At 55.5% G+C, this 17,971-nt stretch carries 17 protein-coding genes; 13 read left to right on the forward strand and 4 right to left on the reverse strand.

Annotation, left to right across the window (positions count from 1 at the left end):
• Positions 1–108 precede the first annotated feature (108 nt).
• Both BN3795_RS11755 and BN3795_RS11760 read left to right on the forward strand, forming a co-directional pair.
• The gene (locus tag BN3795_RS11755) at positions 109–1,302 is read left to right on the forward strand and encodes an alpha-L-fucosidase (protein ID WP_232729931.1); all 1,194 of its coding nucleotides are present in this window, start codon (positions 109–111) and stop codon (positions 1,300–1,302) included.
• Positions 1,299–3,131: a glycoside hydrolase family 35 protein gene (locus tag BN3795_RS11760; RefSeq protein WP_068784851.1), complete on the forward strand. Its 1,833-nt coding sequence runs from the start codon at positions 1,299–1,301 to the stop codon at positions 3,129–3,131. Before BN3795_RS11755 ends, BN3795_RS11760 begins: the two co-directional genes overlap by 4 nt.
• A gap of 91 nt (positions 3,132–3,222) precedes the next feature.
• On the opposite strand, the gene kduD is transcribed toward BN3795_RS11760, so the two are convergent.
• Genes kduD through kduI form a run of 3 tightly spaced genes read right to left on the reverse strand, consistent with a single transcriptional unit; the run spans position 3,223 to position 5,627 of the window.
• Positions 3,223–3,975, reverse strand: coding sequence for a 2-dehydro-3-deoxy-D-gluconate 5-dehydrogenase KduD (gene kduD, locus BN3795_RS11765; RefSeq protein ID WP_068784852.1), 753 nt, complete (start codon positions 3,973–3,975; stop codon positions 3,223–3,225).
• Positions 3,976–4,012: 37 nt separating this feature from the next.
• Positions 4,013–4,774, reverse strand: coding sequence for a DeoR/GlpR family DNA-binding transcription regulator (locus BN3795_RS11770; RefSeq protein WP_068784853.1), 762 nt, complete (start codon positions 4,772–4,774; stop codon positions 4,013–4,015).
• 19 nt (positions 4,775–4,793) lie between these two features.
• Positions 4,794–5,627: a 5-dehydro-4-deoxy-D-glucuronate isomerase gene (gene kduI / locus BN3795_RS11775; RefSeq protein WP_068784854.1), complete on the reverse strand. Its 834-nt coding sequence runs from the start codon at positions 5,625–5,627 to the stop codon at positions 4,794–4,796.
• A 204-nt stretch (positions 5,628–5,831) separates the two neighbouring features.
• On the opposite strand from kduI, the gene BN3795_RS11780 reads away from it, so the two are divergent.
• Genes BN3795_RS11780 through BN3795_RS11790 form a run of 3 tightly spaced genes read left to right on the forward strand, consistent with a single transcriptional unit; the run spans position 5,832 to position 9,025 of the window.
• Positions 5,832–7,493: a hypothetical protein gene (locus BN3795_RS11780; protein WP_068784855.1), complete on the forward strand. Its 1,662-nt coding sequence runs from the start codon at positions 5,832–5,834 to the stop codon at positions 7,491–7,493.
• Positions 7,494–7,534: 41 nt separating this feature from the next.
• Entirely contained in the window at positions 7,535–8,197 is a 663-nt protein-coding gene (locus BN3795_RS11785; RefSeq protein WP_068784856.1) for a bifunctional 2-keto-4-hydroxyglutarate aldolase/2-keto-3-deoxy-6-phosphogluconate aldolase, read from the forward strand.
• 45 nt (positions 8,198–8,242) lie between these two features.
• Positions 8,243–9,025, forward strand: coding sequence for an SDR family NAD(P)-dependent oxidoreductase (locus BN3795_RS11790; RefSeq protein ID WP_068784857.1), 783 nt, complete (start codon positions 8,243–8,245; stop codon positions 9,023–9,025).
• 56 nt (positions 9,026–9,081) lie between these two features.
• Here the strand turns inward: BN3795_RS11790 and BN3795_RS11795 are convergent, their stop codons facing one another.
• Complete coding sequence (locus BN3795_RS11795) at positions 9,082–9,321, reverse strand: hypothetical protein (protein ID WP_068784858.1); 240 nt, start codon at positions 9,319–9,321, stop codon at positions 9,082–9,084.
• A gap of 375 nt (positions 9,322–9,696) precedes the next feature.
• Between BN3795_RS11795 and BN3795_RS11800 the strand changes: the two genes are divergently transcribed.
• From BN3795_RS11800 to BN3795_RS11835, 8 genes are all read left to right on the forward strand, one after another.
• Positions 9,697–11,100: a spore germination protein gene (locus BN3795_RS11800; protein ID WP_408635033.1), complete on the forward strand. Its 1,404-nt coding sequence runs from the start codon at positions 9,697–9,699 to the stop codon at positions 11,098–11,100.
• Positions 11,097–12,305, forward strand: a complete 1,209-nt coding sequence (locus BN3795_RS11805) for a Ger(x)C family spore germination protein (RefSeq protein ID WP_232729915.1) — start codon at positions 11,097–11,099, stop codon at positions 12,303–12,305. The genes BN3795_RS11800 and BN3795_RS11805 overlap by 4 nt, the downstream gene beginning before the upstream one ends.
• The gene (locus BN3795_RS11810) at positions 12,302–12,523 is read left to right on the forward strand and encodes a hypothetical protein (RefSeq protein ID WP_068784860.1); all 222 of its coding nucleotides are present in this window, start codon (positions 12,302–12,304) and stop codon (positions 12,521–12,523) included. The genes BN3795_RS11805 and BN3795_RS11810 overlap by 4 nt, the downstream gene beginning before the upstream one ends.
• A 27-nt stretch (positions 12,524–12,550) precedes the next feature.
• Positions 12,551–13,642 carry a GerAB/ArcD/ProY family transporter gene (locus BN3795_RS11815; protein WP_068784861.1) on the forward strand — a complete coding sequence of 364 codons (1,092 nt, stop codon included), beginning with the start codon at positions 12,551–12,553 and terminating at the stop codon, positions 13,640–13,642.
• Positions 13,643–13,786: 144 nt separating this feature from the next.
• Positions 13,787–15,373, forward strand: coding sequence for a spore germination protein (locus tag BN3795_RS11820; RefSeq protein ID WP_068784862.1), 1,587 nt, complete (start codon positions 13,787–13,789; stop codon positions 15,371–15,373).
• Between the two features lie 35 nt (positions 15,374–15,408).
• Positions 15,409–16,614, forward strand: a complete 1,206-nt coding sequence (locus tag BN3795_RS11825) for a Ger(x)C family spore germination protein (RefSeq protein WP_068784863.1) — start codon at positions 15,409–15,411, stop codon at positions 16,612–16,614.
• A complete protein-coding gene (locus tag BN3795_RS11830; RefSeq protein ID WP_068784864.1) occupies positions 16,611–16,832 on the forward strand; it encodes a hypothetical protein in 222 nt (73 codons plus the stop codon). The genes BN3795_RS11825 and BN3795_RS11830 overlap by 4 nt, the downstream gene beginning before the upstream one ends.
• Before the next feature lie 43 nt (positions 16,833–16,875).
• A complete protein-coding gene (locus BN3795_RS11835) occupies positions 16,876–17,961 on the forward strand; it encodes a GerAB/ArcD/ProY family transporter (RefSeq protein ID WP_068784865.1) in 1,086 nt (361 codons plus the stop codon).
• Positions 17,962–17,971: the final 10 nt, after the last annotated feature.

A 17,971-nucleotide genomic window follows, 5' to 3' on the forward strand; every position in this document is an offset into this window, starting at 1 on the left:
GCACGCCGGGAGCGCTGAGATTAAAGGGAGATGGGGATGTTGTCAATAGGGAAACCGACGGAGGGGGGAGGCGCTTTGCCTTCCCCGGAACAATTGACTTGGCAGGATATGGAGATGGGGATGTTCTGCCATTTCGGCCTCAATACGTTCTGCGATCAGGAGTGGGGAGACGGCACGGATTCTCCCGAACGGTTTAATCCGGCACAGCTGGACGCCAGGCAATGGGTAAGTACGGCCAAAGCTTGCGGATTTCGTTACTTTGTACTGACGGCCAAGCATCATGACGGGTTTTGCTTGTGGCCGACGTCGACCACCGATTATTCCGTTGCTTCCAGTCCATGGCGGGAGGGGCGCGGGGATGTCGTCAGAGAGTGCGCTGAAGCTTGCCGAGAGGAAGGGATGGGCTTCGGCATTTATTTGTCGCCCTGGGACAGGCATGAACCTAGTTATGCCGATCCGAAGGCGTACGACGATTTCTATGCTCGTCAATTGGAGGAACTGCTGACAGGCTACGGCCCGCTTGTGGAAATCTGGTTCGACGGGGCCGGCTCGGAGGGACGGGAGTACGATTGGCCGAGAATCATGGAACTGGTCAAGCGGCACCAGCCCGGGGCGATGGTGTTTAATATGGGGGCGCCTACGATTCGTTGGGTCGGCAATGAGGATGGTCTTGCCCCCTATCCTTGCTGGAACACGGCGGAGTCTGCTAAAGGCAGCATGTTCAGCGAAGCTTCGTTGAAGTGGCTGCCCGAGACGCCCAAGTGGGTGCCGGCAGAATGCGATGTGCCCCTCCGAAAAGACCGTTGGTTTTGGCATGCCGGGGAAGAGCACTTGCTGTTGTCTGTGGAACAGCTGATGAATATCTACTACCAGTCCGTCGGGCATGGAGCCACATTGCTGCTCAATGCGGCTCCCGATGACAGAGGGCTGATTCCGGAAGCCGACGTGCTTCGGCTCCGGGAATTCGGCAGGGAAGTCCAACGCCGTTTCGACCAGGCCTTGGCGGAAACGTCAGGGGAGGGAGATCGAATGGAGGTGGAACTTGACGGGGGGCGCGTGATCGACCATTTCGTCATGATGGAAGACCTCGCTTATGGAGAGCGGGTGCTTGAATACGTGCTGGAAGCCCAAGTAGACGGCGAGTGGCTGGCATTGAAACGCGGCAGCGCGATCGGTCACAAGAAAATCGACGCTGTTGCTCCCGTTCGTACTGATAAAATTCGGCTTCGGATCGCGAAGGCGTCTGCCGAACCGAAGATCAGGAAGCTCGCCGTCTATTACTGCGGAGGTGAATTGACATGAGCCTGCTCACATGGAAGAACGGACAATATTGGCTGGACGGCCGCCCTTACCGGATCGTTTCGGGGGCGATCCATTACTTCCGGGTTGTTCCGGAATATTGGAAAGATCGGCTTCTGAAATTGAAAGCAAGCGGATTTAATACGGTCGAAACCTACATTGCCTGGAATGTGCATGAGCCGAAGGAGGGAGAGTTCCATTTTACCGGGATGGCCGATGTCGTCTCTTATATCGAACTGGCCGGCGAGCTTGGACTTCATGTGATCGTTCGGCCAAGCCCGTTTATTTGCGCGGAATGGGAGTTCGGAGGACTTCCCGGCTGGCTGCTGCGTTACGGTGATATTCAGCTTCGTTGCTCCGACCCGTTCTATTTAAGCAAGGTAGACCGGTATTACAATGAATTGATCCCCCGGCTTGTGCCGTTGCTCTCCACGCATGGGGGGCCGATCCTGGCCGTTCAAGTGGAGAACGAGTACGGCAGTTACGGCAATGACCGGGAGTATCTTGACTATCTGCGCAACGGGCTGCTTCGGCGGGGAATCGATGTTCTGCTGTTTACTTCGGACGGGCCGACGGATGAGATGCTGCTTGGGGGGACGCTGCCGGATGTTCATGCTACGGTGAATTTCGGTTCCCGCGTACAGGAATCGTTCCGGAAATATCGGGAATACCGCACGGAAGAACCGCTCATGGTGATGGAATACTGGAACGGCTGGTTCGATCACTGGATGGAGGATCACCACGTGCGGGATGCATCTGACGTTGCCGAAGTGCTGGACGAGATGCTGGAGCAGGGTTCGTCGATCAATATGTACATGTTTCACGGGGGAACCAATTTCGGCTTCTATAACGGAGCGAATCATATCGCGGCCTACGAGCCGACGATCACAAGCTATGATTACGACGCTCCGCTTACGGAATGGGGAGATCCGACGGAGAAACTGGCGGCCGTCCGGGCGGTGCTTGGCAAGCATGGCATCGAACCTGCGTGCCCATTCCCCGAGCCGGTTCCGAAGATAGCTTACGGAAAAGTCGCCTTGACGGATCGGGCGGAGTTGCTTGCCGAAGGCAACCTGGAACAGTTGTCCGAACCGGTGAACAGCGTATCCATTCAGCCGATGGAGAAATTCGGGCAATCCTACGGGTTCATCCTGTATTCCACGTTTCTCGACGGGCCGCGGACCGGACAACAATTGTTCCTTCAGGAAGTTCGCGACCGGGCCCAGGTGTTCCTGGACGGGCGGCCGATCGGGGTCATCGAACGCTGGAATCCTCAGTCCCTGGATATTTCCGTACCGGCCGGCGGGGCAAAGTTGGACATTCTCGTCGAAAATATGGGACGGATCAACTACGGGCCGCTTCTTCGTGATGCGAAGGGAATAACCGAGGGGGTACGGATCGACAACCAGTTCCAGTACGGATGGACGGTCCGTACGCTGCCGCTGGATCCGGACGCGCTCGTTGCGCTCGAATACAAGGACTCTGACGGACAGGCGGAGGGCGCTGCGGGCGAACCGGGAATGCCTGGTTTTTATCGCGGCTGCTTCGAGGCGAAGGAAATCGGGGATACGTTTTTGCGCTTGGACGGCTGGAATAAAGGCGTCGCGTGGATCAACGGCTTTAACCTTGGCCGTTATTGGAAGGCCGGACCGCAGCGAGCCTTGTATATTCCCGGACCTTTGCTCCGGAAAGGGAAAAACGAGTTGGTTCTGTTTGAATTGCACGGGTGTCCTGAAAATCGCGAGATTTCGCTGACGGACCGGCCCGATCTTGGGAGGATCGCCGCCGTTGACGATGCGGTGCTGAATTTTGTGCAGGACGAGGAATTGTAAATCCGTCAGGGATGATCAAAAAGCTCCATCCGATCCGGGTTGTCCGGATTCGGATGGAGCTTCTTCTCGTGACAGGATGACGGGAATTCCGCTATCTCGCCATCCATCCCCCGTCAACGCAGAGGATATGGCCGTTCAGGTAATCCGAGGCGGCGGAGGCGAGGAAGACGGCCGGGCCCTTCACGTCCTCCGGCGTCCCCCAACGCTCGGCGGGAATGCGATCCGTGATCGAGGCTTTCCGGTTCTCGTCGGCCCGGATCGGCGCCGTGTTGTCGGTAGCCATATATCCCGGGGCGATCGCGTTGACTTGCAGGCCATGGGAAGCCCATTCGTTGGCGAAAGCCTTGGTTAAGCCGGCGACCCCGTGTTTGCTGGCCGTATAGCCGGGCACGTTGATCCCGCCCTGGTAGGAGAGCATGGAGCAGATATTAATCATCTTGCCGCTGCCGCGCTCGATCATATGGCGTCCGGCGATTTGCGACAGCAGAAAAACCGTGCTCAGGTTGAGATTGATGACGTCAAACCAGTCCTTCTCGCTGTGGTCTTTCGCCGGCGTCCGGCGGATGATGCCTGCATTGTTAACCAGGATATCGATATGTCCCGTCAATGTGAGCGCCTCGTCGAAGGTATCCTGCAGTTTGGAATGATCGCTGAGATCGACGATGATTTCCGAAGCTTTCCGGCCCAAAGCCGTGATTTTGCCCACGGTTTCAGCACTGCTGCTGAGGGACGCGCAAACGACGTCAGCACCGGCTTCAGCCAGTCCAATCGCGATCCCTTGGCCCAGTCCGCCGGCGGCTCCGGTGACAAGGGCGGTTTTGCCCGTTAAATCAAACAGTTTCATAAATACATGCTCCTCCTTAAGATCACGTTCGCTTCGTTTATTTGTCCGTGAATTCGATCGTTACGCCGGCGCGTTCATAGGGCTCTGCAGCCTCGGGGGAGAGGCCGCGATCGGTGATGATCCGCGAGATTTCGCTGAGTGCAGCGAAGGTGCGAAGGGCTGTCTGTCCGAACTTCTGATGGTTCATGACGGCAATCGCCTCGCGGGAGGTTTCGATCAGAGCCCGCTTGAAGTCGATTAAATCGCCGGTATAGATCGACAGTCCATGTTCCGGATGAATGCCGGTCGCCGAAATAAAGGACTTCCGGATGTTGAGCTGACGCACGTACGCCGCCGACTCCGGCCCGGCCAGCATGTTGCGGACGCGATAGCCCCCCGGCACGACAAGCCGGATCTGGTCCTTGGCCGCCAGCTCGCTGATGATGTATACATCGTTAGTCACGACGGTCAGCGGCCGGTTCTCCAGCCGCCGGGCAAGCTCCAGCGTGGTGCTGCCGCCATCAAGCGCGATAATATCGCCCTCCTGGATGTGGTTTAAGGCGAGGCGGGCGATTTCGCTTTTCTCCTCGGCGTGTTTAGCCAGCGGCTCCTTGGACGGCAGGATGCCGTATTGGTCGCTTTGGGCGAGCATAGCCCCGCCGTGCACACGCACCAGGAGCCCCTGCTCCTCCAGCTTGGCGAGATCCTCCCGGATCGTCTTGCCGGTGACGCCCAGGCTCTCGCTTAACTCCGCCACCGTCACTTCCTTCTGCGTCAGCAGAACCTCCATGATTTTCTCATAACGTCGAATTGGATTCATGCCAGATGCTCACTCTTCCTTATTTCAAGTCTTTCATGGGAACCGCGTCCATGTCCGCATAAGCTTTGTTGTCGCCGGCCATTCCCCAAATAAACGTATAATTGCTGGTTCCCACCCCGCTGTGGATCGACCAGCTTGGCGAGATGACGGCTTGCTCGTTGCGCATCACGATATGCCGGGTTTCGCTGGGTTCGCCCATCAAATGGAAAACAACTGCGTCTTCCGCCAAATCGAAATACATATAAGCTTCCATGCGGCGCGGATGGACGTGGGCGGGCATCGTGTTCCACATGTTGCCGGTCTTGAGCTGGGTCATTCCCATGACGAGCTGGGAGCTTTGAATGCCGTTCTCGTGAATGAACCGGTGGATGGTGCGGTCGTTCGAATTTTCGATCGAACCCAGCGCTCCGGATTCCGCTTCCGCCAGCGTTGTTTTGGCCGTAGGGAACTCCTGATGCGCCGGAGCGGAATTCAAATAAAATTTGGCCGGCTTGGCCGCCTCCTTGCTGCGGAAAATCACTTCGCGCGCGCCCTTGCCAACGTACAAGCAATCCTTGGTGTTCAGTTCATATTCCGTCCCGTCGACGACGATCGTTCCCGGCCCGCCGACATTGATGGCACCGAGCTCGCGCCGTTCGAGGAAATAAGAGACGCCCAGCTCCTTGAGATCGGTCTCAAGCTTGACCTCCTGCCGCACCGGGGTTGCGCCGCCGATGATCAGCCGATCCTCGTGCGTGAGCACCAGCTCCAGCCGATCCGGCGTAAACAAGGTGGGAATGTGGAATTCTTTGCGCAGCCGGTCCGTATCGAATTGCTTGACCTCGTTGGGATGCGAAGCGTAACGACGTTCCATGTGAAATCTCTCCTTTTCACGTTCATTTTGGTGTATAATGTTCATATAGGTTCACATTAATCCATTTTGGTTCATTTGGCAAGAGGGCGAGCCCTAAAGGATGGAGATTACGGAAATGAGAGGTTTACCGTATCCATTCGTAGATTTACCGGCTTTAGCGACCGAATGAACCATGATAGGATGTGGGGGAAGGGGCGTCATTGGATGGAGCAGTATCGCTCAAGAATGGGAGAAATTGTACGCCTCGCAGCCGAGCGGGCGTGGCGGCAGCCGCTCTTGGACAGCGGATTGTGGTTTCACGGCGATCTCCGGGACAACTACTATTACGCCTCGTACTTATTTGCCGCAGCGGTCCGTTCGGAAGGACCGCTGTCGTTTGACCGCGCGGCAGGCCGGCGGCGAGCCGAACAGGTGCTGCTGCGCGTGCTGCAGCTGCAGAACCGGGAGGAGGCCAGTCCGACATACGGCCATTGGCCGTTGGGACTTGACCCGTCCCCGGAGCTGGCGGCGGCGCATGTACTGCCGGTGGAGCTGATGGGCAGCTTGATGGCGTATTTCGTGAAATGCTATGGGGAGGACCTGAGTCCCGAGCTGGCAATGCGCTTTGAGGAGGCATTGTCCCATGTGTACCGCAGCGGCTTTTATCGCCAGCCTTTGCGGGATTACAACCATCATGAGGCGAAATACACGGCTGCGAAGCTGATCTTCGGGCGGCGTTACGGAGATGCGGCGTTGTTCGCTGACGGAAGGGAGAGCCTGCGGCAAACGCTGGCCCATATTCGCCGTGAGGGCATGGCCGAATACGGCGCTTTGCCCTGGTTCTGGCATTGGATTCAGGCATTCACCTGCGCCTGGGCGCTGGTGGACGATGCGGAGGTCAAGGCTGAGCTTCGAGATATGCTGGACCATCTCTGGTCCGTCCGGGCGACCTATTATTTCAAAGGCGCCTGGGTCGGCGCCCATGCCCGAGGTTGGCCGCACGATGCACCGAGGGACGCCAACGTGCTGCACGACTATGTGCAATTCGGCGATTTCAAGCTGCCGGAAGCGATGCCGCGAACGGAGTATGCCGGGCTTCTCTTCCGCGAAGCGCCGGAGCATGCCCGGCTCCGGGCGCTGGGGCGGAAGGAGGGCGCCGAGTCGCGAATGGCTCTTCTTAAGGAGATCGGCGGCGTGAAGCAACGTCTCCATTCTTATGCTTACATCACGGACCAGTACGCAGTGGGGGGGCTGTGGGAGAGAGTCGAGGAATTCGACAACGAACAGCTCCGCTGGCTGTACAGCTTGCCGATTCGCGGGGAGAAGGGGAATCAGCTGTATTTCTTCCATCCCGGCAAAGGTTACGATCCTGCAGGGACGGACCCGCGTCATCAAAGCGAGTGGACCGAGGTGTTGTATCATAAGAATGTCGTGATGGCGGTGTACTCGCTGCCGGAGGATGTTCCCGGGCAGATCTTCGGTGTGCTTCCGGAAGGAGAATGGCGTTTTGCAGCGAATGGTATATTCGGAAAGGTTGAAGAGACGTATTTTGCCGTGTACGTATCGCGCGCTTATCAGGTGCGGGAGCGCGACGGTTATCTGCAGATCGAGGCGCACGGCCGCAAGCTTGCCGTCGTCGTGGAAGCCATGGGTGTCCCGGAAGCAGGCAAACGGGGAATACCCGGTTTGGATGGCTTTGCCTCGGAGTGGATGTCCCGTGCCCCCCGATTTGAAATCGATGGAAATGCGGAGCGAATCGGCGTGTCGTATACGACATATCCCGAGGAAGCCAAGCTCTCTCTAAGCGTCGAAGGCCCCGGGCTCCCGGGGGATCGCAGGGTAAACGGCGAGCGTGTTGAGTTGGAGTCTTATTCTTATTCCTTGTAAGTGGTAAAAAACAACGTAATTGCGGGAAAGAGGGTTATCAGATGAAAAAACTGCAGTTGGTGCAAAAAATCATGCAGGAAGGCGTCGTCGCGGTGCTGCGCGGCGAAACCCCGGAGGAAGTTGTGCAAATGGCCGAGCAGGCGATTGCCGGCGGGATTAAAGTTATCGAAGTCACGATGACGATTCCGTTTGCCCTGCGGGCGATTGAGGAATTGGCTCGCAAATATGCCTGGGACGCTTCGGACGATTCCCGTTATGCCATCATCGGCGTGGGCACGGTGCTTGATCCCGAAACGGCACGGGCTGCGATCCTTAGCGGCGCCCAGTTCGTGGTGGGTCCGTCTCTGAATCCGGATACGGTGAAATTGTGTAATCGATACCGCGTCCCGGTGATGCCCGGGTGCATGACGATCAAGGAAATCCAGGAGGCGTTGGAGCTTGGGGCGGATATCGTGAAGTTGTTCCCGGGCAATCTGTATGATCCGTCGATGATCAAAGCCGTTAAAGGACCGCTGCCGCAGGCAAATCTGATGCCAACCGGCGGGGTCTCGCTGGCGAATCTCGGCGAATGGATCCAGGCCGGCGCGGTGGCTGTCGGGATCGGCTCCGACCTGACGAACGAAGCGGTGAAGCGGAAGGATCTGTCGCTGATCGCCGAGAAGGCGGCGGCCTACAAAGCGGAGTATTTGAAGGCTAGAGGGTAATCTTAATCGATAGCTAGTGATCTGAAAAAACGAGGAGGCGTTCACGTGGATCTTGGATTGCAGGGGAAACGGGCGATCATCACCGGCGGCAGCAAAGGCATCGGATTGGCCACCGCCCTTACGCTTGCCGCGGAAGGGGCAAAAGTGGCGATTGTGGCGCGGAATGAAGGGCCTTTGCAAGCGGCGGCTGCGGCCATTCGTGCGAAGGCCGGCGTTGAGCCGCTGGTCCTCAGCGCCGATGTCGCTTCAGGTGAAGACGCGCGCCGGGCGGTGGAGCAAGCTGCCCAGCATTTTGGCGGCCTGGATATTGTGGTGAACAATGCAGGCACGTCGGCGGCAGGACCTTTCGAGCAAGTTGGAGCCGAGGCTTGGGGAGCGGATTTGGATCTCAAGCTGTTCGGAGCGGTCAACTTCTCTCGAGCCGCGCTCCCTTTCTTGCGTGAAGCGGGGGGCGGAGCCATCCTGAACGTCACCGCAGTCAGCGGCAAAACACCCGGGGCGTCTTCGCTGCCGACATCGGTCAGCCGGGCCGCCGGGCTTGCCCTGACGAAGGCGATGAGCAAGGATCTGGCTGCTGACCGTATCCGCGTCAACGCGGTATGCATCGGGCTGATCCGCAGCGACCAGATTGAGCGGAAATGGCGCCAAGCAGCGCCCGAGCTGACTTGGGAGCAATTCGCGGCCGACCCGCGCCACGGCATCCCGCTGGGGCGGATCGGCCAGGCGGAAGAGGCAGCGAAGGTCATCGCTTTCTTGGTCTCCGAGGCCGCATCCTATGTGACGGGCACGGCGGTCAACATCGACGGCGGCACGTCGTCGGTGCTGTAAGGCGAGGGCGGGCAACCCCCGCCGGTGGATAGGCTGATCGCCCGGTTATCCGGCGATCAGCCTTTTTTTACGGGGGATATGCTCCGATTCATTTGGATCAACCGCGTTAAGGGAAGGCGCTTCATCGCTTCCGTCCCCAAGGCGCTGCCCATCGTGCCCAACAGTACGCTGGCGGTTGCCAGCTTGATCAGGTAGTACAGCCCGGTCCCTGTGATAAGATCCCAGATGAGGATATTTCGGATTGTAGACGCCTTGATCGTAACAAAGATATAGGGACGTTGTTTCGTTTTGGCCATAGGTTTCCATTCCTCTCCATCTATCGCTGTTCATCTATATGGCGCGCATAGTTTGGACTATACGGAGTTTTTATCGTTGGTTGAGCAGAAATGGGGGTCGAACATGCGGGAGAGTTGGGGGCGAAGGTATCTCCGGTGTCCATCCGTGAGACGGAATCGTCCGGGGGGACACGGGGCAACTTGGTGGCCTCCCCCCGCTAATACGAAAGTGAGGATCCGCGAAGGCGGGTCCTTTTCTTTTGGATGCATACGATTGGGACGCCCGGAGATAATAGAAAAAAAAGGAAAGCAGGGAATAGTATGCCGATCGATCTGGAACTGCCGGAATCGGAACGAGCGGCGATCGCCCGGGACCCGGCGGTATTTATCGAAGATATGCACCGGTATTTGGGGGACAGTCCCGATATCGTGTATCGACAATTGCGAGTGGGTCATTTCCGTTCTGTCGTCGTATTCGTCGAAGGGATGGCGGAACCGCGCCATGTGATCGAAGCGATGATGGAGAGCGAGGGTCCGTTGTCAGACCGGGAGGAGGAAGGGGCGCCCGCCGATCAACTGAAATTTCTGGAGGAGCGGATCATCCCGTTCGGTCAGGTGGCGGAGGTCAGCTCTTATCCCGATGCGGCCGCCCGTCTCTTAGCTGGCGACACGATCATTTATGTCGAAGGAGCTCCGCTGACGTTGAGCGTCGGAACGCGCCATCTGAAGCAGCGCGTTGTGGAAGAGGCCACCTCGCAATCGGTAGTTCGCGGTCCGCGGGAGGGATTTAACGAATCGCTGCGGGACAATACGGCGCTGGTGCGGAGAAGGATCCAGAACCCGAGGCTGCGTATGGAGCAGCGAAAGATAGGCGAGCAGACGCAAACCGATGTGGCCGTGATGTATATGGAAGGAATCGCCGATCCTGAAGTGCTGGAGGAGCTGCGAAAAAAGCTGGACGAGATCAAACTCGACAGCGTGCTGGAAGGCAATTATATCGAAGAGATGATTCAAGATCCGCAATATTCACCGTTTCCTACGGTATACAATTCGGAGCGTCCCGACGTTATCGCTTCGGCGCTTCTGGAGGGACGAATCGCAATTTTTGTGGAAGGCACGCCTTTTGTCCTGGTGGTTCCGGCGCTGTTTGCGCAATTTTTTCAATCCAGCGAGGATTATTACCAGCGCGGCGATTTTGCCAGCCTGGTTCGTCTTTTGCGGTATCTCTGCTTCGGGATCGCGATATTGACGCCCTCGGTGTATATCGCGATTACCACCTTCCATCAAGAGATGATCCCCACCAATTTGCTGATGAGCCTTATCGGACAACGCGAGGGCGTTCCATTTCCGTCATTCATTGAAGCTGTGATCATGGAAATTACTTTTGAAGTTTTGCGGGAAGCGGGCATTCGTCTTCCGAAATCGATCGGCCAATCGGTATCCATCGTGGGGACGCTGGTCATCGGTCAAGCCGCCGTGGAAGCGGGGCTCGTCTCTGCCGCCATGGTCATCGTCGTATCCGTCACCGCCATCGCCAACTTCGCGCTGCCGGCCTTTAATGTAGGCATTTCCGTACGGATGCTGCGTTTCTTCCTGATGGGAACTGCCGCGTCATTTGGTCTGTATGGGATCATTATCTTCATGATTGTGTTGGGATTGCATTTGTGCAGCCTGGAATCGCTGGGGGTCCCTTACATGACTTCGATGGCTCCGTTTCGATGGAGCGCTCAGAAGGATACGTTGATGCGACTGCCCCGACGGGCGGCGAAAAAATTTTTTGAACGGGATGGACAATCGTGAGAGAACGAATGGTGATAGCGGCACTCCTGCTCGTTGGGTTAGCGGTATTACCCGGGTGCTGGAGCAAAAAGGAACTGAACGAGCTGGCGGTGGTGATGGCGCTCGGGATCGATCTCGATCGGGAAGGATACGCGGTATCCGCGCAGGTGATGAATTCGAGCGAGGTGGGTTCCCAGCAGCGGAGCTCCATGGGAAGTTCGCCGGCGATTACCTATAAGACGGTAGGCAAGACGGTTCCCGATGCGCTCCAACGAATGCTGGAAGTGACCCCCCGCATGCTGTATTTATCCCATGTGCGCGTTCTCGTATTCGGTGAGGAGATGGCGCGGCAGGGCGTCAGCGACGCGTTGGATTTCATCTCGCGCAACCGTCAGCTGCGTACGGATTTTTATCTTCTGGTAGCGAAAGGCCTGAAGGCTGAGGACATCCTCCAGGTGGTGACCCCCTTCGAGCATATTCCTGCCAACTCGCTGTATTCCTCCATTCTGGTCTCCAATAAAAAGTCGGCGGCCATGGGAAAGGTCACGCTTCGGCAATTTATCACCGAGATGGACCGCAGCGGTTCCAATCCGATCTTGTCGGGCGTTGAGATTCAAGGCCCGCGGCAAACCGGGAGCGAGTTGGACAACATGAAACGAATCAAGCCGAATACCATTCTGAAGCATGCGGGGTTGGCCGTCTTCATGAAAGATCGCCTCGTTGGCTGGTTGGAAGAGTCCGGCAGCAAATCGGTCAACTATATATTGAATAAAGTGGAGATGACGGTGGGGAGTGTCCCTTGCCCGGGTGGGGGTGTCGTCGGCGTGGAAATTGCGGACTCGAGAAGCGTGATTGACGTCAAGCTGGCGCCGGACGGACGTCCCGAATTTGGGATACGCCTGAAGCTGGAAGCGAATATCAATGCGATGCAATGCAATCTCGATTTAAGCAAGCCCTCCAACCTTGAAGAGATTGAAGACAAACTGGCCAGCACACTGACCACGAATGTGGAGCATAACATTCAGGAGGTCCAGCGGAAATACGGGGCCGATATTTTTGGACTGGGTGAGGCGCTGCACCGCGAATATCCGAAGGTGTGGAACAAATACCGAGGCCATTGGGAGGACAGTTTTCGTACGATGAAGGTGCGAGTTCATTCCGAGGTGAAAATCCGGCGCATCGGTTCGATCATCCAACCCGAGCGAAGGGAGATGGAGCTTCGTTGATCTGGAAGCTCGGCATATTGCTGGTACTGGCTGTAGCGGGAATCGTCTGTACGCTGAAACTGTTCAAAATGCGGTCCAAACGAGACTTGTTTGTGTTTTACATGGTATGGGGTATAGCCGTGGCTGGCGTATTCAACGACCTGATCGGTGGACCCGAGTTCAGGCCGCTCGATTGGATTCGAGCCGTTATGGCGCCGCTCGGCTTCTTGAACCCTTGATTCTTGTTCAAAGTTGGGAGCGATCTAATGAGACCGAAGTCCGTCTCTCCGAGGCAATTGTTCATACTCACGTTTGGATTGACCGTCGGCACATCCATCCTCGTCACGCCGGCGGGGCTGACCCATATGGCCAGGGAGGACGCGTGGCTTGCGTCCCTGATCAGCTTATTTGTCAATCTGGTCATGATTGTTTTGTATATCGTCCTGGCCCGGCTATATCCCGGGAAAACCTTGTTCGAAATTAACGAGGCGTGCCTGGGGAAATGGCTGGGCAAACTGATTTCCCTGCTGTATCTCTTTTATTTCTTGATCCTGACGGGGACGCTGCTGGGGAACCTGAGTTTTTTTCTGTCCAGCGAATTGATCCCGGAAACGCCGACCGAAGCGACTCAAATTTTGTTCTTAGCGGCGGCGGTGATGTGCGCCCGATTGGGTGCAATCATTTTGGCAAGGTTTGGCGAATTGGTGTTCCCTTGGGTTATGATCTTATTTCTGATTCTTATCTTGGCGCTGGTGCCGCAGGTCGATTGGAACCATATCCAACCGATAATGGAAGACGGATTTTTGCCCGTTGCTCGTGCGGGAGTTCACTCTGCGATGTTTCAGGAACTGGTCGTCCTACTCGCTTTCCTGCCTCTGGTGAAGGAGAAGAAAGGCAGGGAGGCCGCCCTCTTGGGCGGCACTTTGCTCGGAGGATTGGTGCTTGCCGTTATCGTGTTGTTCGGCGTGCTGGTACTGGGTATCGAGCAGGCTGAGAACGCCACGTTTCCAACGTTTGCCTTGGCCAAAACGATCAATGTCGGGAACTTCTTTCAGCGTGTGGAAGTCATTCTGATTACCATTTGGATCCTGACGTTTTTTATAAAAATCGCCTTGTTGTTCCATGCGATCCTGGTCGGATTGAGAAGCGTGTTCGGTTTGCGCGACCCGCGTATGTTGATTCTCCCCTTGGCGGTGTTGTTTATGCTGGTTGCCTGGCATACCTATATCAATACGGTCTATGTGGCCGACATCATCCAGCGGGTTTGGGCCGGGTACGCGATGATGTATCTCCTATTGGTTCCGCTTGTCCTTTGGCTGATTGGTTATGTCCGAAGCAGGATCGGCAAAGAGGGATAGAAGCACAGGAGGGCGCCCCCGTATAAACCAGGGGACCCCAATCGCTGAGACGGCAGTTTGCGGGCCTTTTTGTTTAGCATAAAATGATGCCAAATGGTGACAATATGAAAAATAAACCAGCTCTTTCGAAAGGATTTCATCCCTATGAATGAATTCCTCATACTCAAAAAGCTGATCCATCGCTCGAAAACCAAACAGAACGGGAAGATACCTCAACCGCAAATCGAGGAGCAGCCGCAGCCGCATCGGCTTTATTCGGATTTGCGGGAAAACGAACTCCGTTTCCGCTTGCTTTACGACAATTGTTCGGACGTCGTTTACCGTTCTGTTCTGATCGGTGGAAAAAAGCAAGCGATATTCATGTATATTGATGGTTTGGCCGATGACGTAGGGGTCGAGCAGCACGTTATTACTCCGCTCATGCAGCAGGATGACGGTGAAATCCATGATATAGGCCGGCTGATCGAGCGGAAAGTACCGGCTACGCAAGCGAAGGAATTTACATCGTTCGCCAAGGGCATCGAATTTCTTTCGAACGGATATACGATCTTGCTGGTTGAGGGCTGGACTGCCGGGTACGGCTTCGGATTGGTGAAATGGGAGAAACGCGCGATCGAAGAGCCTTCGGCGGAAGTGGGGATTCGGGGGCCACGCGAAGGATTTACCGAAACCTTGCGCACCAACACTTCGCAAATCCGACGTATCATTAAGAGTCCGCAGCTTAAAATGGAGTCGATGCGAATCGGCACGTATACCCAAACGAATCTTGTCCTAGCTTATATTGAGGGGCTTGTGGACAAGACGTTGGTGGAGGAGATTCGTAATCGGTTGAAGCGCATTCGGATCGACGGAATTCTGGAAAGCGGCTATATCGAGGAGATGATCGAGGATCGTCCGTATTCTCCTTTTCCGCAATTGCTCAGCACGGAACGGCCCGATGTCGTCTCGGGCAGTTTGCTGGAAGGGAGGGTGGCGATTTTAACGGAGGGCACCCCGTTTGTCTTGGTCGCTCCGGTCACCTTCTTTTCGTTGATTCAGTCGCAGGAGGACTATTATCAGCGGTCTATGATCTCTACGGTCATTCGTTGGCTGCGTTATTTATTTATTCTGATCTCTCTTTTGCTGCCTTCGCTTTATGTGGCGGTCCTTACTTTTCACCAAGAGATGGTTCCCGGCGCCTTACTGGTCAGTATGGCGAGTTCCCGGGAGCAGGTGCCTTTTCCGGCGTTGATCGAAGCATTGATAATGGAGGTTACCTTTGAAGCGTTGCGTGAGGCGGGCGTGCGGTTGCCCAAGCAGGTTGGGGCCGCCGTCAGCATTGTCGGGGCACTGGTTATCGGGCAAGCGGCGGTCCAAGCCGGACTGGTGTCCGCGCCCATGGTTATCGTCGTTGCGATTACGGGAATCTCTTCCTTTATGATTCCGCGTTACATCACCGGGATTGCCGTACGGTTGCTGCGATTTCCGTTGATTTTTCTTGGTGGGAGTCTGGGGCTTGTCGGTGTCATGATGGGGATCATCGCCATTGTGTTGCATATGCTCAGCTTACGTTCCTTTGGCGTTCCTTACCTGTCCGGAGCGGGCATTCCCAATCCGAGCGAATGGAAGGATATTCTGATCCGAGGGCACTGGTGGAAAATGAACACGCGGCCGCACTTTACGGGCAGATATGACAAATACCGGCAGACAGCAGATCAAAAGCCGGGCCCAGCCCGGGGAGATGACAAGTAGTCGGAGCAAGCACTCGGCAAAGGGGAATCGTACGGATGAAAAGATGGATCAAAGCAGGGATGAAGATGGCGTTTTCCCTTCCGTTGCTGCTATTGCTGGGCGGTTGCTGGGATCGCGTGGAGCTGAATGATCTGGCTCTGATTACGGCACTTGCTTTCGACGAGGCGGAGAATCATCAGGTTCGTGCGACCGTGCAATTCGTCCTTCCGCAAAATCTGGCTGGAGGGGGAACGTCGGGAGGCGGCGCTACGGGAGGTGGCCCGGCGAAACGGACGGCCACCCGATCACAGACAGGCATCGACATCACGGACGCGATATCCAAACTGCAACGGGAGATTTCCAGGGAGATGTTTTGGGGACAATGCAGAATCTTTATATTTAGCGAATCCGTCGCTAGGGCAGGAATTCAGAAGCATCTTGATTTTTTGATCCGTTTTCCGGAGTCGAGAGAGCGAGCCTATATTTTCGTGAGCCAGGGAGAAGCGGCCCCAATGCTCGAGTTATCTCCGCTGCTTGAAAATTCTTCGGCCCAAGTGCTGCGGAAGCTGGCTGATCTGCAAATCGGGATACGGGTGACCCTGCAGCAGTTGAGCCTTATGATAAACGGGGATTCCCGGGCGGCGGTTGTACCGATGATCCATATCCTGCCGCAGACGAAATCGCCCGAGCCATTTCAAACGATTCCGTTTCTGATGGGGAGCGCCGTGTTCCAAAAAGACAAAATGGTGGGGGTAATTTCCGAAAGGACAACAAGAGGGGTTATGTGGCTTAGAAATGAGATTCGGGAATATACAGTTGTGTTCGCATCGGAGGGATCGGAAGGACGGGTATCTTTAAAACCGGTCAAGGCAAGCGTCAAACTGATCCCCAAGATTGAAGGCAGTACCTGGAAGATGACGGTCCGCGTTAATACGGAAGGCGATATCATCCAAAACGAGACTTTGTTGGATCCCATGAATCCGCGATTGCTAGCCGTTATGAAGCGGGAATTCGAGGCTGATGTCAGGAAACGAATCGAATCGGCGGTTTACGAGGTTCAACGGAAGCATAAGACGGATATTTTTGAGTTCGCCAAAGTCTTCCACCGCAAGTATCCTGGGCAATGGGAAAAAATGAAGGACCGCTGGGAGGTACAGTTCCCTAAGGTTCAAGTCTATACGGAAGTTGAAGCAAGGATTCCCAGACCCGGGCTTATCAGCGCTCCGGAAGGGGTGCCCAAGGAAGAGGTAAAAAAGAAATGAGAGTGTTTTTTTTCTGGATCGTGACGTTCTCCGCATTGTTGATCGCCCGTCTCGAGTGGCCGAAAATGAAAGCAAAACCGATATGGGATAAAGCGGTATTCCTATCGCTGCTGCTCCTGGTTTGGATCCTGTCAACGCTGGATCTGCCCCATACGGCCGGACCGACTACGGTGCTGATGTTCATTTTCAAACCATTTCGGGGCTTGATGGAACCGTAATCATTCGGCAGGACGGGAATGGCCCAAGACGAGGTGAAGGCACATGTTGGACAAGGGAAAAATATCAGCTTTTCAAATGGGGCTAATGATGTATCCGGTTGTAATGGCTTCCGGCTTTCTCGTATTGCCGACTATCACGGCCCAATTTGCTCAGAACGATCTTTGGCTTACCAGTATTTTGGCCCTTTGGGTTGGTTGGATTACCGTATATATCGTGAATCGTCTGCATGAGCTTTATCCGGGGCAAACGGTCGTCCAGTACAGCGAACGAATTCTCGGCAGGATCCCCGGAAAAATCATCGGGCTCGTCTATATTACCTACAATTTGCATGCTGCCGGGGGAGTCACCCGGCAGTATGCGGAATTTGTGGCAGGCAATTTTTTATATAAAACGCCTTTGTTGGTTATTATGGCATCTCTGCTTTTGCTAAGTGCGATCGCCGTGCGCGGCGGGGTGGGAATGCTCGCCCGGAGCACCGCCATTTTTTTACCGATCTTTATTTTCCCCCTTTTCTTTCTGCTGTTGCTGATTCCCGATCTGGATGCCAAAGCCATTTTTCCGATCCTGAGTCGGGGGATAACCCCGGTCGTCAAAGGGTCTTTTGCGATGATGGGCTGGCTGAACGAGGTATTTCTGATGACTTTTCTTTTGCCTCACGTAACGGATCCGGAGAAAAGCAGGAAATGGGGATACACCTCGGTGGTTATGATCGTTTTGTTTCTGACTTATTCCAACCTGATGGCTCTGTTTCTGCTCGGGCCGAGCCTGGGGAATAAAGTATACCCGCTGCTTGTCGCCTTTCGTTATGTCAGCGTCGGCACTTTCCTGGAAAATTTGGAGTCATTGCTGCTGGCAATGTGGGTCATCGGCAATTTTCTGCAAACCGCCCTCTTTCTTTACGCCGCCACGCTCTCTTTTGCTCATTGTTTTCAGGTTACGGATTACCGTCCGCTGGTTTTCCCGATCGCCTTGCTCAGTTTGGCCGTGGGCATTTGGGACCTGCCTAATTTTTCGGTTTTCGGACAAATGGTAAGGTCGGCAGTTCCGTTCCATATCTTATCGACTCACCTACTTATCCCGCTGTTATTGCTGACCGTTGCCGCCATGCGTAAGGCTCGTCCGCGATGACTGCGTTGGG

It is taken from the genome of Paenibacillus phocaeensis, from assembly GCF_900021165.1.
Taxonomy (GTDB): Bacteria; Bacillota; Bacilli; order Paenibacillales; family Paenibacillaceae; genus Fontibacillus; species Fontibacillus phocaensis.